We start from the raw sequence: 17,345 nt of genomic DNA, 5'->3' as shown, positions 1-17,345 counted from the left end.
AAAACCACGGATTCTGCTCATTGCAATCAGTGTAGTGTGGCGTGAGACGGATTTCATATTTCCAGCACACGCCACATCCATGCCCGTCCTTACCCTCAGCCTGAAGACCAGGGCTTGCAGGACGAATAGAGCGGTCAAAAACAGTGAAAGGGCGCGATCATGGGGCCGACTGAACTAGCAATCATCACGAACCCGCAATTCATCAACGCGACATTCCAGGCGGGCGAAAACTGGTATCACGGGATGGTTGCTCGCGCCCGTGAAGCTGAGGCTCTGGCCCAACGACGTAATTCCTTTGAAGCGGCCAACGCTCAATATGCTCTCGTGAACCAGCAGATACTTGAGGGTGCGCGTCAGCAGAATGAAAAGTGGAAGGCTTTTGCGAACGATCTGGTCAAGAAGCATGACGAATATGCCGTCTTGGCCAAGCGCCTTCTGGATGAGAATAGTGCAGCCCTCCGCGATGAAGTGAATTCAGGCTTCGCCCTTGAACGCAAACTAAATGAAGAACGGGCCAGTTCTGCCGAAAAAGATGCAGGTATCGCCCGCCTTCAAAATGATCTAGCTGGCGTGCGTGGCACTCTGGAAGCAACGCAGGAATCTTTGACCTATGAACGTCAGAATTCCGCTGCGATTGCAACAGAAAGCGGCAAGGTCAAGGCTGCCCTTCAGGTGTCCGAAGGTTCCCGTGAGGCCGCGCTTGGGAAACTGAAGATGGCTAGTGAGAAGGTGGCCTATCTCGAAGTGCAGCGCCGGAATGCCATGTCGGTTACGCTGGCCGTCGAGGCCGCAGGCATGGCCGTAATGTATGCCACGGCTCAGGCCATTGAGTCTTGGGCCGCTCAGGGGAAGGCACCCATGCTGGACAACCTGATGACCTCGCACTTCAAGGATGGAGGTCAACCCATGACCATGCGTGAATACCTGTGGTTCGCAACACTAATCAAGGAAATGAGGGAGCGGAATATTCCCGATTATCTGATTCATTGCCGCTGCAAAGTCGATGGTATCGAGGACTTCCTTGAGCGGAACCCTCACATCTCCGAAGTGAAGGCGGACGCCAAGGTGGTTTAATCTTCACTCTCAAACAGAACAAAAGGAAGGGGAGGCTTTAGGCACCCCCTTCTTCTTGGCGCATCGGGTAACCCGATTCAATCTTGCGACGACGATCCGAAATCTTGATTCCCGGCAGAAAACAGCCGTTTATCGGGTGCTGGTTGTTTCTCTGATATGCTTGTTGCCGGCTCCATGCCCGAGGCTTAGATAAAAGCGGCGATATGCTTCTTTGTTGCGAACAAAGAAGGTGTCGTATCATGACAAACAGTGCCTCTCCATCACACATCAGCGCCAGAACGATTCAGCAGCGGCATGAAAGCCGTATCGCCCGCGCTGAATCAGATTTCATTTTTGATCTGATGTTTATTGCGCTGGACGGTGAATTTATTCGTCCGAGTATCAGAAAGTCTTTGGTTGACGCGATCTGGTCAACGATGGACGGAGATGTTCCTGACATCAATAAAAGGCTCTGTGGGGCTTCAGGTAAGGAGTTTATCCTGTCTGATGAACGCGACCTTAATTACGAAGATGAGAGAGAAATACTGACGCTCCAAGAAATCAAGATACTGAGGTGGTCAGAAGCGCGGCTAGAGCCGTCATGGAAACTCATTTATATGACTCTCATCGCCATGCGTATCTTCATCGGCGCGGAATCAAAAAATGTCGGGACATATCGTTGCATTGCGTATGACAAGATCATTATGCCCGCGATCCCGGTTTCCATGTCATTGAGAGAAAATCTGGGCATTTCGCGCGACGAGGTGCCGGCATGGGCCGATATTGTCTGCGCCATGCTGCGAGCGACGGGGCGTTCTAACCCTGACAAGAAAATGGAACGTCTCCTGGTCTATGCGCTTGTCAGTTTGCTGCATGAGATCACAGCAGCCAGGTTGCACGCGGATAATACGTCTCAGTATTTCGATGATCGGTGTGGGGAAATTATTGAGAGAATGAACGGCATTGTCTCGACAATACCTGAAGAAGATTTGGCGCTATGGGAAAACGCGAGGTCGATTGCGGTAAAGGGGGCCGGGAATAGCGGGTCATCTGGGGGTGCAGCGTCTGCCGGCGGGTTGAATAAGAAGAAGGCGCCGGCTCTGGTTCATCCTGCGCCACGGATCAGGGCGAGAAGTTTTAGACCGAAATGGGGGTGAAGATTAAGGGAAGTCTGAAGGGGGCTTGAAGGGGCGAGGGAATGTCCGGCTGCCGCCGGTGTTGACGTAAACGAGCATGGCGGGCGGCAGACCGGCCATCCACCCCAGCGAAGCAGCCCCCCTTATGGGCCTTTCGTTCCTCCGCGCAGCATTTAGCGAAAAAGAAAGGCGGCTCAGAAGCCGCCTCATCGGGTCTCTGCGATCATTCAAGTATGCTCACAGTCTGCGCCCACGGCCCTGTATTTCTGATTGTTGTTTTTCCTGCTGTTGCGCTTTTTCCCGCTCATTATCTTGAGCCTGAATCATCTTCCCCAGCGCCGTTCTCGGAGCGGCTTTTGCCTCCCCACCACCACCTCCCATCGCGGCTTCTGGCTCCAATTTCTGTCCCAGATCACGTTTCGCTTCAGGGTTTGCTAGACGCGCTTCGTCACGCTGACGATCACGTTCGCCCTGGGGCAATACATGAGACGCTTCACGCCCAAGGAATTTTGCATCATCACGTCGTTCTGCATGATCGCGCTCAGTTTGCCCCAGCTTTAGCCCACCTGTTTGATTACGATTACGATCTTGGGCGCGATCGTAATCATCGTTAAAATTTTGACGTTTCTCCCCTTCTTCCCATTTTGTGTCACGATCTACCCTGCGCTCTTTTGCCGCGGCTTCGAATTTCGACAATGACCTGTCGATCGTTTGTTGGGCATCCGGGAACGGCTCGACGCCGAATTTCCGGTAATTGTCGAATTGAGATGCAAGTTCGTCGTCCTGGATTTTCAGGTCTTCGCGAGACTTCATTTCAACGACAGAATTGCGAAGAGACGTGTAATCGTCAGCAACCAGATTTTTCATCTCACGCACGACTGACGCAGTTTTTTCTGTTGCAGCCCAGCTTTCTTTCCCCTCTTTCTTGTCATCGAGACGATTGCTCAACACAGAAGCCAGCCCTTCTGTATTATACTCACGTTCAGCGAGCGTTTCACCGCGTCGCTTGAATTCAGAAACGAGATCGTCATTGCTTAATGCAGCGAGACGTTTGCGATCCGCCGCGATTTGTTCATCGTTCACTGTCTGCGTCCTTTCTTAATGAATGAATCGACACCTTGATTGCTGCCGGTTCCGATAACGCCTCGATGACTATTCAAAATTAAGGCGCTGTCGGAACCGGCAGTATTTTTCAGCGTGAGAATGCACGGCGCGGTTGGGTGTTCGTTGCATTTGCTGCGTTTTGCTCGTCGATCATGCGGCGTAACGGAGATTGATGACGCGGCGGAATCAGCGCAGCACGAACTGGCGTCTGTTTGGCGGCAGGCTTGTCTTCGGCACGCAGTTTGATGATCTCGGCTTTCGTTTCTGACCTGTTCTGACGCCATGTGTCAGTCACGCCCCGCGCATCACCGACGGCTAATGCACGAAGATGGGCGCGGCTTGGGAATGGCTCGTCCGGTTTTACGGCAAACATGCGATCATCGACTGTTCTTTGAAGATCACTCTCCGACATGGTCATGAGCGTTTCGTAGTCTTTCCGCGCCTCGTCCTCATAGCCCCGGATTTTTGTAATAAAATGAAGTGCATATCGTTCGTCCGATCTCTCTTTCTCTGCCTGTTGATGCGAGATATTCCCCGCTGATGCCGGCGTAAATCCGACATCGTTATCGCCAGATTTGTAAAAATGGCGGCGATATACCCGCTTCAAAAATTCGTCTTCTCTCGGCAGCATGATGCCTCTCCTGCGTTCATTGCCCCTCTCGGGCATCCAGACCGTCCGCGATTGCTGATGCAGGCGGTCTGGATGACTGAGATTTTTTATTCTATGTTTATTATAACCCCGTTTTCAAAAATCATGGGGCAGTGTCAGGCCCGGAAGACTCTCCGGGCCTCCGCACTGGTAAATCAGCCGACCAGATCAATCACGTCGATCGAATGACCGCCTGCACGCTGGACGTAAGCCAAGGCAAAATTGCTGCCCTGCTTAATGTCCGTGGCATTGAAAAGCGGTTTGTTTTCAACGCCTTGACCGCGCATTTCGTGCTCCTTGTCTTCTTGTCTCCAGAAAGCGTCTTTCTGAGACCCGACCACGGCGTCTGCGTTATTGCTATGTTTGTCCTTACGAAACTGAAGAATGAATCGGGGATCAAATCGTTTCAGGGGGCGCATAGGGTGAGTGTTGAAGACAGGTGCTGCTGGTGAGAGGCTGATGACTTCTGCCCCTGTCAGCGCGGGGACAGGCACATCGGGACGCTCAATTTCACGAACGCCCTGCGTTTCGAAATAATCATCGTCAACGACCAATCCGCGCAGCGTTTCGCCAGCCATTTTCTGGAAATATTCGAGCGTTTCCTGCTCTTCGATACGCAGGCACAATTTCGTGCGAAGGTTGTTCAGCAAATCCTGCGTATGTTTCTCGCCCAAACGCTTCTGAAGCGATGGAATCCCCTGTGTCGCGGCCACCATAAATACGCCGGTGCTTCGTGCGATATTGAAGAATTCTGCGTCAGATTCCGACCCGCCCTTGGTAGCCAACATCTGGAATTCATCGACCAACAAAGCCACGGACTGCCGTTTTGCCGCGTCAGGATCAGCGATCTGACGTTTGCGTGCAGCAATATACAAGCGAGTTTTGAGCCAGACCGCGACGACCTGGCCGACTGTGCCCCACTCGCTCTCACCCACGGCAACAGCCAGAATCCCGCCGGTCAAGGCATAGTCAACGTCCGTGATCTGATCTGCGGTAAGCAGGCCAGAAGCAAAACGAGCGGCAACAGGAGGCGCACCGGCGAATTTTCCAGTAACGGCAGAGACGTTTGCAATGACGCCGGAGCGGGTTTCTGCGGCCATGTTGCGCCATTCGACATTTGCATACGAGCATGAATTCGAGGTTTCGTTGCTTTCAATCAACGTCTTCAATTCAACCTCGTCAGCGTTCAGCTTCGCAAGTGAATCCAGACGTTCTTCTTCAGCAACAATGCGTTTTACACTCGCAAAGATCGCTTCGGGAGACGTTGCAAGATAGGCGATGCCTTGCAGTGACCACGGGCGGAAATTCCTCCAGCCTGCATCCGGGTCAGCCTCCACTGGCGCCTCTGCAACAGCTTCTGTTTTCGGTTCTGTGAGTGTGTCGAGATCAACACCGGATGCCAGGAGGTCGTCCCATGACGCTTCGGCATCAATCTCTTTTTCGACGTTATTATCGCTCGCAGTTTCGACTGATACAGAATTCGGATGCGGAATGATGCGCTCAAGCACGTTGCACAGGACTGCCGCGTGGTAAACGATAATAGACGCCTGCTCGCTCCAGAAGACATCTTCTTTTTCGCCGATTACTTGCGACGTTACCGTCTTGAGCATCGTCGCAACTTCAAGCGGGGTCATGCCGGCGACAAGGTTGACGCCGTATTGCCCCTCATCCGTCCCCAGCACGCGGACATCGCCGCGCGATGCGATCTCCGGCAGCCCAACAAGGTCTTTATACAAAACGCCCTTGCCGTCAGTGATGTAGCCACCGATTTTGCTGCCGTTGCCCCATTTTGCGGCGAAGATGCGCCGTGCCATGGGCTGAAGGAAGGCGCGGGTTTTGCCCTCGCCCGTGCCGCCGAACGCGATGACATGCTGCCGGATGCTCTCAGCATCAAGTGCTACAACCTGACCGACCCCTGGCGACTTCATGCTGCCGCGAGCGCGAGCGATGCCTGTTGCACGGCCGACCGCGATCACCGGGGCATTTGGGTTCATCAGCGCCAAATCGACCTGCCGAGCATACGCTTCTTGTTCCGTTGCTCGGATGTCGGCGCGATTTGCCCACGCGACAACGGAATCGCGCGTCGGCGTTGCCAGAGCCGAGGATGCGCGGGCGAAATATGACTGAAGTCCCCGAGAGACGTTGAAAAAAGCAAGGCCCGGAGCCATGATTGCAGCAGACAGCGCGGCAAGGAGCAATGTGCCCGCCGCACTTACGCCGGTCGTGATGATGGCATCGAGATACCATGCGACTTGCGGCATAATCGCGTGCAATTCGCCTGAACGTGCCCATTCCGGGTATTCAATCCCCGCGTGAAGCCCTTGAAGGCAGACAGAAGCGAACGCGATGGCAACAAACACAACCGCCAGTCCCGCCGAATAGCGGACGCTTTTGTGAATCTGAGCGCGAGAGATTTCGCTGATCGCATCAATCGTCATGTGCCTCCAGGCCAGCCACGTCACGGGCACGCCGCCGGGAAGACGTCCATCCCAAGTCGGGGGGCGGACAAGGTCAGCGGGAATATCACGATACAGCCAGCGGTATTTTGCTTCAGGCCATGTGATATTGGCAGCCGCGCGAATATCGCCGTTCAGGAGCGGTTTGTCCGTGCCGGCGGTGCGGGCTTCGAGCCATTTATCCAGCCGGTCGGGTGAGCAGAACGCATCGATCCGCTCCTGCACCCCGGCAGGAATCAGGCGGTCGATGACCCGGCCCCAGATACGGCTTGCGATGCGACGCGGGGCGCGGGCTGTGCGAACGCTGATGCGCCACGCGAGCGGCACGAAACAGGCGGTCGCTGCAAGCAATGCCCCGCCGACAATGACCTCGCCTGATGCGTGCAGGCTGGGAAGGTGCAGGAGTGACGTGACAAGCGCAGTCGTGTCGTCCAATGACGGTGCGTTTGCGATGTTTACGTTATTTTGACCAAAAATATCCATTTTTTTGCTCACCTATTTACTCGGTTTGTTGCGTTCTGTTCGTGCGGGTCTGGGATCAGTTGCCCAGAAAGGCCGCGACACGAGACTGCGTCGCCGCGCGGTCATAAACAGCGTCTGCTTTCGCGTAAGCGACCGATCCGCCTGAGATTACGGCTCCGCCGGCGACGATGACGGCGGCGATGATTGCGATGATGTTCATGACTTAATTCCCTCTTCGATACGTTGTGTGTGCAGTGTGTTTGTGCGTCGTTGTGGATGTCAGGTGCGGCTAGGCTTCAGTTCGACTGCCATCGACTTCGCGCAGGACTCATGATCGAGCGCCGCCTTGATGCGTCTGGCGTTCGTCATCCCTCCTGCGTGCAGGGCCGTTTCCTCACGGCCGATGCAGACGGCCAAGCCGGAACGGATGAACGCGCCCTTTGAAGGCTCCATCTCTGCAAGCTGGATCAATGCGGCATCGACAGCGTCTGCGTTCTGGCGGGCCTGACCATACGTTTTTGCTGAATCCGGGACGCTCATGATCCGATCATCAATGAACTGACCCAGCAAGCGTGGCTGTTCAGACGCCGACACGTCATCGTTCAGAGAAACGTGCGGCAAACCGTCAATGTGCAGCGGGCCGCACGCGGACAACGCCGGAAGCAATGCCAGCAGCAAAGATGCGCCGTATGAAGCAGCAATCAAACGGCGGGTCGAAGGTGTCGGTTTTGAAAAAAAGCGTTTCATTGTCTGTTATTCCTTCATCGCAAAACTTGCGAGCAGATCGGAGATGCAGGTGCGATTGACGTCAAAAAACGCCTGTTGCGCCTCGCCTCGGAGGATGTGGTCAGGGGCGTCGGCGATGGCTTTCTCGTTGAAGTCGCGCGACTGTTTTGCACATGCAGCGAAACCAGCAGATGCCTTGTCGGAAATGGCGCGGTCAGCATTGACCAGTTTTGTCATTGCCTCAGCGATCGCTTCGTCTTGCTGCGCGAATGCGGCCATGGTCGATGCGTGCGTCATCAGCCCAATCGTCTGAATCGCCTCCTGAAGCGCAGGCGACGGAGTGTAATCTGTGGGAACAGATGGCGCGGCTGGAGGCGCAGAAGCGACAACAGGGGCGGCCTGCTGCGTGACATTGGACGTCTGAGGGATCGAGGCAGCAGAAGGGGATTGAGCCTTGCTTTCCGCCGCCTTGCGTTCCGCTTCGGCTTTGTCGAACGCCGCTTTCTGTGCCGCCGCTGCCCGCGCATCGGCTGCTTTTTGATACACGGCGACATCGGCTGTAAACGCACGATCAAACCATGCGGGCATTGTTAAGGCATGTCCGCCGACGCCTGTGAACGCGCACAATGCAAGAACGATGCCTGCTGTATAAGATACGCACGCGGGGGCATAAAACGGCGCCAGTGCCGCTTTTGCCCGATGCCCGGCAATATGGCCTGGGGTAATGAGTTTTTGGAACTCTTGCATAAAAAGTCTCCACTGTTCGGCAAAACGAGTATCGATCGCCGCCACTGTTATATTACCACAGATCGCGCACTTTTACGCGCACCCATCGGCCCCGATGATTTTCCAATTCGAATATTTATTTTGAAAAAGAGATGATGTGGTCAGGAGATAATGGAGGTCGGCATCTAAGGGATTGAAAAATAACGATCTTTGTAAAATGTCTGGATACCACAAAATATTTTTAGAAAAACCAAAACAAAATGAATCCGAAGTTCGTTCGTCGCTATGCCTATTTTTAAGAATGGCGGTTTTCTGCGGTTTTCTGGGTATCGTGACGAATGGATTCCGCCGGATTCTGACTGGATTCAAATCGGATTCCGCGCCGATTCATTTTTTTGAAAAAAATATTTTTGGATAACGAAAAATATTGAATCGGCGATGTCTGATTCCCTGCCGATTCAGACTGCGTCTAAAGTTTATTGATCCGTAAGTGTCTGAAAAACCTACGGATTTATATTTTCCTGCGGATGTCGTTGATCAGGATGGGTGCGCGATACCCGTCGCCTGCGGTCATGCGAATTAAAATATCTGAAAAGGCCAGATCGAGACTGCTGTTGTCTTGATGTCCTTTTCGGAGAACACGCACATGACTTATCGTTATCTCAGTTTGACTGCTTCTGTTTTCGCTTTGATTGCTGGAATGGGCATCTCGACACATCAAGCCCATGCTCAGGCATACAACCGCGTGGCACCCCAGGGGCTTGATACAGAGCGTCCGGCGCTGGCGAATGAGCCTCACGTCACGCGGAATCTGCTCCCTGATTCCGATCGTGAGGTGGCAAAAGAATTGCGAGGGATTGCCATCATCGCGCCTGGGGCTGAAGGCGGTGTGCCGGATGGCATCTATGTCGGTGATCGTGTTGATGGCATACTGAAGAAGCGGGCGTTTACTGATGCGATGAAAACACGTTTGGGCCGGCCACTCACGACGTCTGACATCAACGCTGTGGTTGACACTATATATAAAGTGTATCGCCGTGCGGGTCGCCCTTATGTTTTTGTCTCTATTCCTGCACAGAAAATCAGCGGCGGGTATCTCAAGATCATCGTTGACGAGTATTCTCTGAATCATGTGTCTGTGACGGGGAACAGGTGGTTTTCGACGCCCGACCTGATCCAGATCGCCGGGCTTGGGGCTGGGCAGAGGATGACACTGGGACGGCAGCAGGAGGCGCTTGACAGGCTGAATAGCAATCCGTTCCGGTCTGCCGTTGCTGTCGCATCGCCGGGGCATGAGCGCGGGCAGAGCGATGTGACGCTGAAAATTACGGATCGTATGCCTGTCAGGGGATACGCCGGCTATGACACTGGCGGCACGCCGATCCTCGGCCGGCAGGAATGGTTTGTAGGGGGCGCGGTTGGGAATCTGCCGCTGGACGGAGTGCTGTCGTATCAATTTACGCACGCTGTCTCTGAGCGATACTCAGCCCATGCAATCAATTACTCGATGACGCTGCCGTGGCGAGACAAAATTCAGATTTTTGGAGATTATGCCTGGGAGCGCCCGGAGATCACGCTGGGGACGATTGCTGGAACGCCGATCAAAATGACAGAAAAAGGCCATTCCGGCCAGGCGTCGTTCCGTTATCTGCATGATTTTCGCCCGTTTTTTGTCGGAGATGTTCTGATCAGACAGCAGATTTCAGCCGGGTTCGACTTCAAAACGACGAACAACAGCATAGAATTCGGTGGGGTCGATGTGTATGCCGGGAATGCGGATGTTGCTCAGTTTCCTGTCTCTTATTTGCTGTCAGAGACGGATAAATGGGGACAGACGACGTTTCGGAACACGTTGACGTTTTCGCCGGGCGGTCTGACTGGGGGGAATAATAAAACGGCGATGCAGGCCATCGTGCCGGGGGCAAAGTCATCATACGTTTATGACACACTGTCGCTTTCGCGTCTGACATATCTGCCCTGGGGGATGTCATGGAGCGCGGATGTCGTGGGGCAAGTCGCGTCGAGTAATCTGCTGTATAGCAACCAGATCGGCTTAGGCGGATTATATACGACACGAGGGTATTTCACGTCATCGGCTTACGGCTCGGAAGGGGTGACCGTCCAGAATGAACTGCACTCTCCGGCCTGGAACATGTTTGATGGGTGGGACACTGAGCAGGTCGGTGTCTTCGTCGATTACGGGCATGTTTCGCAGGTGAAACGGATTCCCCAGGGTTTGAATGGTCTTGATCTTGCGAGCGTCGGGCTGGATGCAAAATTGAAAATCAAAGACTATATGGATGTCTCGTTTAACGTCGGGTGGCGGCTGAAGGGGATGCCTGATGAGCGGCGGAACGAGGGGTATGGGGATAAAGGCGCGTTCGGCAATGTCGCCGTGACGGTGGGGTTCTGACAGTCACGGCCCTGGGATGGGGTTGCCTGAGATGGGGGCTGGGCGTTATGACCCGGCCCCTTTTTTTTGTGGCTGGGGCGCGGGCTGGATGGGTGTCCCTACATAAAACGACAAAGGCTGGCGGCGGGCGGCAAAATGGAGGCATCGGGTGGGGCGGTAGGTGGCGGGCGGTAAGGGTGTCCCTACACAAAAAAAGAGCCTGTCCCTACATCTGTCCCTACATCTAACGAGCGTGTAGGGACATCTAGCCCCTTGATATTCCTTGAAATAATTCGCCTGTCCCTACCGTACCTACATATTCTGGGAAACAGACGGTTATATATAAGAAATCACATTATAAACCTTCTCGGATCGTGACGTTGATCAAAATAATCAAAAAATCCCCGCGTAATATATCTATTTCTCAAAATATGTAGGTACGGTAGGTACACCCCATAAAAAATGGCTGTTTTCTGCTGTTTTTTGCTGTCCCTACATGACGGAAGGTGTGTAGGGACAGGTAGGGACAGGGGGCGTATGATTACGAGATTCTGAAGGGGCGCTTGAAGGGGGCGTGGGGACTGACGGGCTGCCGCCCTGGATGGCGTTTACAAAACCTCAGAGATTCTTTTTCTGACATTCAGGTGGTGAAGACGTGACCCCGCCGGCGGCAGCCGGCCATACCCCGTCCTTCTTCGAAGGCCCCCCTTCAGATTGCCTCGAAACACTTCAAGGTCTGGTCGAGACAATATCAGTCTGCCCAACCTCTCGTTGATCTGCCCAACCAGTTTCATTTAGGTTGGGCAGTCAAAATTGGCTGTTTCCCGCCAGTTATTCCACCTCTGCCCAACCTGCCCAACCTGCCCAACCAATTTTCATATTATATGGTCTAAGGCGCGATCCTCATCCACGCCGCTCGTCTCGCCCCTCTCGGCTCTCGCAAAAAAAACACACCTTCCCCATAACCACCCCCAAATGGGTTGGGCAGGTTGGGCAGGTTGGGCACCTCCCTCTATCTCATTGGTTTTATTGAGAAAGACCAAACAAAACCCTGCCCAACCAGACCACCTCTAGTTGGGCAGGGCTGGTTTTAGGTTGGGCGCAATGCCGGATTTGACCCTGCGATGGCTGCAAAATTGAAGATCAAGGACTATCTGGACATCTCGTTTAATATGGGATGGCGGCTGAATGGTATGCCTGATGCGCGGCGGAACGAGGGGTGTGGGGATAAAGGCGCTTTTGGGAATGTCGCCGTGACGGTGGGATTGTCATCGCCTCATGACCGGCCCCTCCTGAGCGCGTTTCCTTGCCTCTTCTTCTGCCTTGCGCCTGGCCTCCGCCGCCGCTTTTTCAGCGTCCTCGTCCGACGAAGCCGGACTCACAAAATCCCTCGCGCCCTTCTTCTCTGGCCCAAAAATCCATTCCTCAATCCGCTCGCTTTCAATCTCAGCGGACGACGGCCCATCCTCTTTTTTGCGCTCAATTTCTTTCTGTTTCCGTTCAATCTCGCCCTGCACAGCCAGTTCAGCCGTCGGCGCCGATGCCCAAGAACGCTTGTGCTGAGAAAAGTCTGCGGCATTCCCCTTTTCGCGTGATTGCTCTCCCTCATAGATGATCTGTCTGATCACCGCATCACGATCAACATTGTCGCCAGGATTGTCTTTGTCGAGCGCATCTGGCGCTTCAAGTTGTCCCGACGCACTGATCGATGCCGATACCCCGTCACGCCGAATTCTGTTGTCCCGAACATTCAGACCGATCCGTGTCGCATCGACGTAAAGGTGGCAGTCCTCTTTGTGTCGCGTCATACCCACATAGAGGGATTCCTTGTCCATCCCGGCGGCATTCAGAACGTAAGACCTGTTCACACTTGCGCCCTGAGACGAATGGATCGTCACGGCATAGGCGTGCTGGACACGAAGCGGTCGTGTATCCGGCTCGTTACCTTTTGACCTCGAAAGCCGTTCCAGATCAGACCACCTCGTTGTCACCTCGAAGCCGCGATCGAAGGCCAGGGTCACAACAGGTTGACCGTCAATATTGTCACGGCAAACATCTTTGATTGTCGCAACGTCATTGTTCCTGATCGTGCGCCCTGATGCTCGTATATTCTCGCCGAAAATCAACCGGTCGCCTGTTGCTAAAGACAACGATCCTGACACGGGTTTCAGTCCCCGGCTTAACGCTTCAATCTCAATATCTGACCCCGCGATCCGTCCCTCTTTTCGCAGCAGATTGCGAAGATCGGTGTTCAGATTCCGAACCTCATTATGTGTCCTGGCAAGAACCAGACGTGTCCCTGTCGGGTCGCTTTTGACGTCCTTGAGGTAGTCCTCGATCAGTCTCGCCCTCAGTTCCTCTCCTGTTCCGATCACGATCCGATCCCTGTCTGCGTATGCCGTTACCGCTCTTTTGATCTCGCCCGAAGCGAAGTCCCGGCTTGCGTTCCTCTGCCAGTCCACTTTCTGTCGCCGAATTTCGTTGATTCGTGACGAATCAATTGTTTCTGAAATCAGCCGTAAGGGTGACCCTGGCGCCACAGGTTTAAGTTGCCGCGTGTCGCCAGCAAGAATGACCTTGGCACCCGCTTTTGCTGTTTCCCTGAGCAGTTCATTCATTTCCTTTGTGCTGATCATTCCGGCCTCATCGACGATCACGACATCGTTCCGTGACAACCTGATTCCTTGCGTGTGATCGGGATCGGAAATGCGATTCAGGAATGACCGCAAAACGGCGGCCTGCGTCTGATCTGTGTCTGTGTCCTTGGCGATGACTGATACCGCTTGATGACTTGGCGCTGTTACCCAGACACGAAGGCCGGCGTCCCGAGCGGCTTCGGCAGCCGTTCCCAGAGAGAACGACTTGCCTGTTCCGGCTGACCCTTCGACAACAGATATTCCATCCCTATTCAGAGCGTGTCTGACCAGTTCCGCCTGTTCCTCGGAGATTGTATCTTTTGACGCAATCGCTTTATCGATGACGTCTTTCGATACGAATACCCGCTCCTTTTTTCTGTCGAGGGAAATACGCACGATTTCCCGTTCCGCATCGATGACCTCTGGTGTTGCGAAAAACAGGTCTCGTGATTTGCTTTTGTCGTTCCCTGTCAATTCGATAATCTGTTTTGAATTGCGAGCGTTTCGTGCGTGATAGATAGCCTCATCAACGCTCACAGATCGTCCCTGAAAATGCTCAAGGATTGTTCCGATCAAGTGCCGATCTTCGATAACTGATTCTGTCTGCGTCAGTTGATTTAATGCACATTCAAATGCCGTTTTGGTGTCGCGCGGCTTGGCCCGTTCTTCTGCTGCAACCGCTAATGCCGATTCCCAAATTGATTCCTTTGTCCAGCCTTCCTCTTTGATTTCTTTGTCCCATCGTTCGTTCAATTCTGCTCTGGACGGCAGGTCTTTTTTTGCGCCTCGCGTGTTCCGTGAAATATTGTCTGACGCTTCCCGGTGAGAGGCGGTGTCAATTCCCATCTCACGGGCTTCTGAGAGAATATCGTCCCTGCGTTTTGAGAATTTCTGTTCTATTGATTCTGGAACGCCGACGATACGGAAGTTCCTCTCGTACTTGACGGCTTTCATCCCAAGCCTGCGCTCCAGTCCCTGAATCAATGCCAGACGATAGATGGCACCAATTTCCTGTTGGTGTTTTAGAAGTTCCATGTTGTCGATGGTTCCTGTCGTGCCGTCTGCCCTTCGGCACACGTTCAGCAATACCGCATGAGTGTGAATCTGTGGATCACCAGAGCGACTGGTTGTGTGCAGAAATGTCCCCGCCATCAGTTCCGCCGGTGTCTGACGATCATTCCCGTTGTGTCCGCATCGCGTTACGATCAGGCCGTTCTGCTGAATGTATTCCAATGCCTTGAATACGGCTTCCTGTTGCACATCTTCGATAGTCTCGCGTTGATTCCTGTTCCCGGCGGCATAGAGAACCGATACCGATTTGGGCGCAGCAAATTGCAGATCATATCCGACGCGCCGCCTCCTTCCCGTCTGAATCAGAGTTTCCTGAGTGAGGGGGTCACGTCCTGATGCGAGGTTCCTGAAGTCTTTCGCTTGGACTTCCGTTTTGTGGAAAACGAATGGCAGAACGTGTCCCACGTCAGCGCGGGCATTTGTCCACCAGACGCCCGGTTTTTCTCCGGTTCCGTTGTCCAGATAATAGGCGGCTCTGTCACGATCAGACCAGTCTCCGCGTTTCCGGTTGACGGGAAGCGCTGCCACGTGCTGGTTCAGATGTGGTTCCGATTCGCCAGAGTTTGGTTGTTTTACCAGTTTCTGATTCACAGACTCAATGTAATATTCGACGTCAGAAATCGGTGTGCATGTGAACATGATGTTGTGTTCCCTGATGGGTGTATCTGTTCACTTATTTTAGTTCCGATTCATGAAAGTTTCCGGTTCCTGACGGGAAAGGATTCCGATCACGAATGAAAACGGCGGATAATCGCGGATATGAGTTTCGTTCTGCGCGGAATCGAGTCGGGAAAATAATGGGGTGTGACGGAGCCGGATTCCGGCGGCAGCCGGGAATTGTTGCCCACGTCTCAACCCCCGAGAGGATTTTCGTATTTAGATTTATTGTCCTGAAACGCGAAGATGGCCGTTCCTGAAGCGTGATCTGATTCCGTCCTGAACGTGCGTATTTTTCGTATCCAGACTTGTTTCCCGAAACGGGGAATCCTGTCGGGCAATCGTCAAGATTGTTCCCGACATTTTCACGAAGGAATGGCGGTTTACCGCCGTTCCGAGTTCTTGCGGGCGTCGAAGATGCGTGGTGTGTTGCTAAATTATTCTATCTTTTATGTTGTTTAAGGGTTTCGTTTTCGTGACTGTATTCTGTAATCATATCTGTCTGTAAATTATGAGAGAAAATGGGAGATGAGAGATGGAATTGTGAATGAGAGATTTGTGTGAATGTTGAGGTAATAGATAAGGAACAGAATGATGATTTTTACAGAGATGATTCTGCGTTTTGAACGAAACTGAAATTACGGAATCAAGGCTTCTTTCTGTTTTCGTTTCTGTCTATCGTTCTCGATCTGAGATGCAGCATGGACATGCAGACAGTGTGACGTTTTTGGCGCAGCAGTCGTCAATGTCTGATAAAGATGCGTGATTACGTTATACTATCAATCTAAGGCATCAGCCTTCTTAATCAGCAACAGGGAATTTTTGTCATGGCAAGAGCAGTAAAACGATCAGCAGTGAATCTGACAATGACGGTCGAGGAACTGACAGCAGACCTCGCGAAGGAACATGAAGAATGGCTGTCGCACAAACCGCAGACTGTCTATGACGTCATTAAACAGATTTACGAACCGCTCCTGAAAATGAAGCAGGACGGTCGCACGGATTCCGAAATCTGTGACATGCTGACAAAGCGCGGCATCGACATCAGCGCCGGCACGTTTGCAACCTATATGAAACGTGTTGCCAGGGAATTGCGCGGCGGCTCTCGTCCTCGCACGGCACGCAAACCGAAACCGGATTCAGAAGGCCAAGTCGCTCCCCGCGCCACACGCGCCACGCCAGATTCTCGCGTCCAGAATTCCACCCCCGATTCAAAAGTGGATTCCAGCGCACAACAGGCGTCGCGCCCGAAACCTGATTCCGCGCCCGCACAATCTGCTTCACCATCCATGTCCGGATTCACGTCACGTAAACCGCCCGCCCTGGACGCTTAACACGTTATCAGCGGCGTTTGTCGTTATTGAAGGCGGAACTGGGCTTCCCCGGTTTCGCTTTTTTTGTGTCTCGTTGACGCACCCGATCGCGCACCGATCCGTCGTTTTCAAAAATGCACACTATAATGTTTCTAGGGAATGCGGATCGCGTTCCAAAGGAACAGGAGTGTGTAAAAATGGGAGACAAAGCAAAACGTCTCGTCCTCGTCGTCTCAGGAAAAGGCGGCGTTGGTAAAACAACCTTCTCTCGCCTGATGACCGACATCTATCGTGAACGCAACGCGAGGGCCGCGATTTTCGACGCTGACGGCCAGATCGGCGGACTGGTGCGCGTCTATCACGATGCCGGCGTCAATTTCTATGATCTGCGCCAGGACGCAGAGCGTGTCACGCTTCTCAATTCGATTGCCTCGGACGCGGATGTGATTCTGCACGATCTCCCCGGCGGCTCTCGTTTTGAGATCAGCAAGATCGTTGACAACGGCGACGGGGAACAGGTCGAGGGATTCCTTGCCGCACTCGCCGAGAACGGTGTTCGTTTGACCTTGGTGCATGTTATCGACAACGAAATTGAAAGCGCACAAAGCGTTGGTCAATACATGAGCGCATTCGGAACTGATTCCGTTGACCATGTCGCTGTTCTGAATATGCGTGAGAGCCGCGACATGAAGTCCGATTTTCCTTACTGGTTTGGCTTCGACGTGAATGGCGAACGGCGCTACGGCAAAGGTCGCGATCGGCTTCTGGCTGCGGGCGGTATCGAAGTCTCCATGCCCGCGATGCAGGTCGGGGCGCGGGCAAAACTGAACGCGCTCAATCTGAAATATTCTGACTGTGCGCGGCATCCCGAATTGACGATCACTGAACGCACGATCGCATCGCAATTCCTGCGCGGATTCCGCAAGGCGATCGACCCGGCCGCCGGCTTTCTCGGTCTGTGATG

Annotated in this window: 12 protein-coding genes; 5 read left to right on the top strand and 7 right to left on the bottom strand. The window is 53.4% G+C overall.

The window, feature by feature from the left end; all coding sequences use genetic code 11:
• The first annotated feature begins 159 nt into the window (after window positions 1–159).
• Together B3759_RS12530 and B3759_RS12525 are read left to right on the top strand one after the other, a co-directional pair.
• Complete coding sequence (locus tag B3759_RS12530) at window positions 160–1,074, top strand: hypothetical protein (RefSeq protein ID WP_291366215.1); 915 nt, start codon at window positions 160–162, stop codon at window positions 1,072–1,074.
• A gap of 239 nt (window positions 1,075–1,313) precedes the next feature.
• Complete coding sequence (locus B3759_RS12525; protein WP_291366214.1) at window positions 1,314–2,210, top strand: hypothetical protein; 897 nt, start codon at window positions 1,314–1,316, stop codon at window positions 2,208–2,210.
• Window positions 2,211–2,426: 216 nt separating this feature from the next.
• Here the strand turns inward: B3759_RS12525 and B3759_RS12520 are convergent, their stop codons facing one another.
• The 6 genes from B3759_RS12520 to B3759_RS12495 all read right to left on the bottom strand — a co-directional run bounded on the left by B3759_RS12520 (window position 2,427) and on the right by B3759_RS12495 (window position 8,378).
• Window positions 2,427–3,272, bottom strand: a complete 846-nt coding sequence (locus B3759_RS12520) for a hypothetical protein (protein WP_291366213.1) — start codon at window positions 3,270–3,272, stop codon at window positions 2,427–2,429.
• Between the two features lie 109 nt (window positions 3,273–3,381).
• Entirely contained in the window at window positions 3,382–3,924 is a 543-nt protein-coding gene (locus B3759_RS12515) for a hypothetical protein (protein WP_291366212.1), read from the bottom strand.
• A gap of 173 nt (window positions 3,925–4,097) precedes the next feature.
• On the bottom strand, window positions 4,098–6,623 hold the full coding sequence (locus tag B3759_RS12510) for a type IV secretion system DNA-binding domain-containing protein (RefSeq protein WP_291366211.1): 2,526 nt from the start codon (window positions 6,621–6,623) through the stop codon (window positions 4,098–4,100).
• Between the two features lie 313 nt (window positions 6,624–6,936).
• Window positions 6,937–7,080, bottom strand: a complete 144-nt coding sequence (locus B3759_RS12505; protein ID WP_291366210.1) for a hypothetical protein — start codon at window positions 7,078–7,080, stop codon at window positions 6,937–6,939.
• A 59-nt stretch (window positions 7,081–7,139) separates the two neighbouring features.
• The gene (locus B3759_RS12500; RefSeq protein WP_291366209.1) at window positions 7,140–7,607 is read right to left on the bottom strand and encodes a hypothetical protein; all 468 of its coding nucleotides are present in this window, start codon (window positions 7,605–7,607) and stop codon (window positions 7,140–7,142) included.
• Between the two features lie 6 nt (window positions 7,608–7,613).
• Window positions 7,614–8,378, bottom strand: a complete 765-nt coding sequence (locus B3759_RS12495) for a hypothetical protein (RefSeq protein WP_291366208.1) — start codon at window positions 8,376–8,378, stop codon at window positions 7,614–7,616.
• Between the two features lie 580 nt (window positions 8,379–8,958).
• Between B3759_RS12495 and B3759_RS12490 the strand changes: the two genes are divergently transcribed.
• Complete coding sequence (locus tag B3759_RS12490; protein WP_291366207.1) at window positions 8,959–10,725, top strand: ShlB/FhaC/HecB family hemolysin secretion/activation protein; 1,767 nt, start codon at window positions 8,959–8,961, stop codon at window positions 10,723–10,725.
• Between the two features lie 1,247 nt (window positions 10,726–11,972).
• On the opposite strand, the gene mobF is transcribed toward B3759_RS12490, so the two are convergent.
• Window positions 11,973–14,939, bottom strand: a complete 2,967-nt coding sequence (gene mobF, locus B3759_RS12485) for a MobF family relaxase (RefSeq protein ID WP_291366206.1) — start codon at window positions 14,937–14,939, stop codon at window positions 11,973–11,975.
• 956 nt (window positions 14,940–15,895) lie between these two features.
• On the opposite strand from mobF, the gene B3759_RS12480 reads away from it, so the two are divergent.
• Together B3759_RS12480 and B3759_RS12475 are read left to right on the top strand one after the other, a co-directional pair.
• Complete coding sequence (locus B3759_RS12480) at window positions 15,896–16,402, top strand: hypothetical protein (protein ID WP_291366205.1); 507 nt, start codon at window positions 15,896–15,898, stop codon at window positions 16,400–16,402.
• A 176-nt stretch (window positions 16,403–16,578) separates the two neighbouring features.
• Window positions 16,579–17,343: a P-loop NTPase gene (locus B3759_RS12475; protein ID WP_291366204.1), complete on the top strand. Its 765-nt coding sequence runs from the start codon at window positions 16,579–16,581 to the stop codon at window positions 17,341–17,343.
• Window positions 17,344–17,345 lie beyond the last annotated feature (2 nt).

Source organism: Acetobacter sp. UBA5411, assembly GCF_002409645.1.
In the GTDB taxonomy this organism is placed as follows: domain Bacteria; phylum Pseudomonadota; class Alphaproteobacteria; order Acetobacterales; family Acetobacteraceae; genus Acetobacter.
This window is presented reverse-complemented; position numbering and strand designations above follow the sequence as displayed.

Coding starts and splice junctions, on each gene's coding strand:
- B3759_RS12530 (WP_291366215.1), top strand. CDS start 160: ATGGGGCCGACTGAACTAGCAATCATCACGAACCCGCAATTCATCAAC.
- B3759_RS12525 (WP_291366214.1), top strand. CDS start 1,314: ATGACAAACAGTGCCTCTCCATCACACATCAGCGCCAGAACGATTCAG.
- B3759_RS12515 (WP_291366212.1), bottom strand. CDS start 3,924: ATGCTGCCGAGAGAAGACGAATTTTTGAAGCGGGTATATCGCCGCCAT.
- B3759_RS12505 (WP_291366210.1), bottom strand. CDS start 7,080: ATGAACATCATCGCAATCATCGCCGCCGTCATCGTCGCCGGCGGAGCC.
- B3759_RS12500 (WP_291366209.1), bottom strand. CDS start 7,607: ATGAAACGCTTTTTTTCAAAACCGACACCTTCGACCCGCCGTTTGATT.
- B3759_RS12490 (WP_291366207.1), top strand. CDS start 8,959: ATGACTTATCGTTATCTCAGTTTGACTGCTTCTGTTTTCGCTTTGATT.
- B3759_RS12480 (WP_291366205.1), top strand. CDS start 15,896: ATGGCAAGAGCAGTAAAACGATCAGCAGTGAATCTGACAATGACGGTC.
- B3759_RS12475 (WP_291366204.1), top strand. CDS start 16,579: ATGGGAGACAAAGCAAAACGTCTCGTCCTCGTCGTCTCAGGAAAAGGC.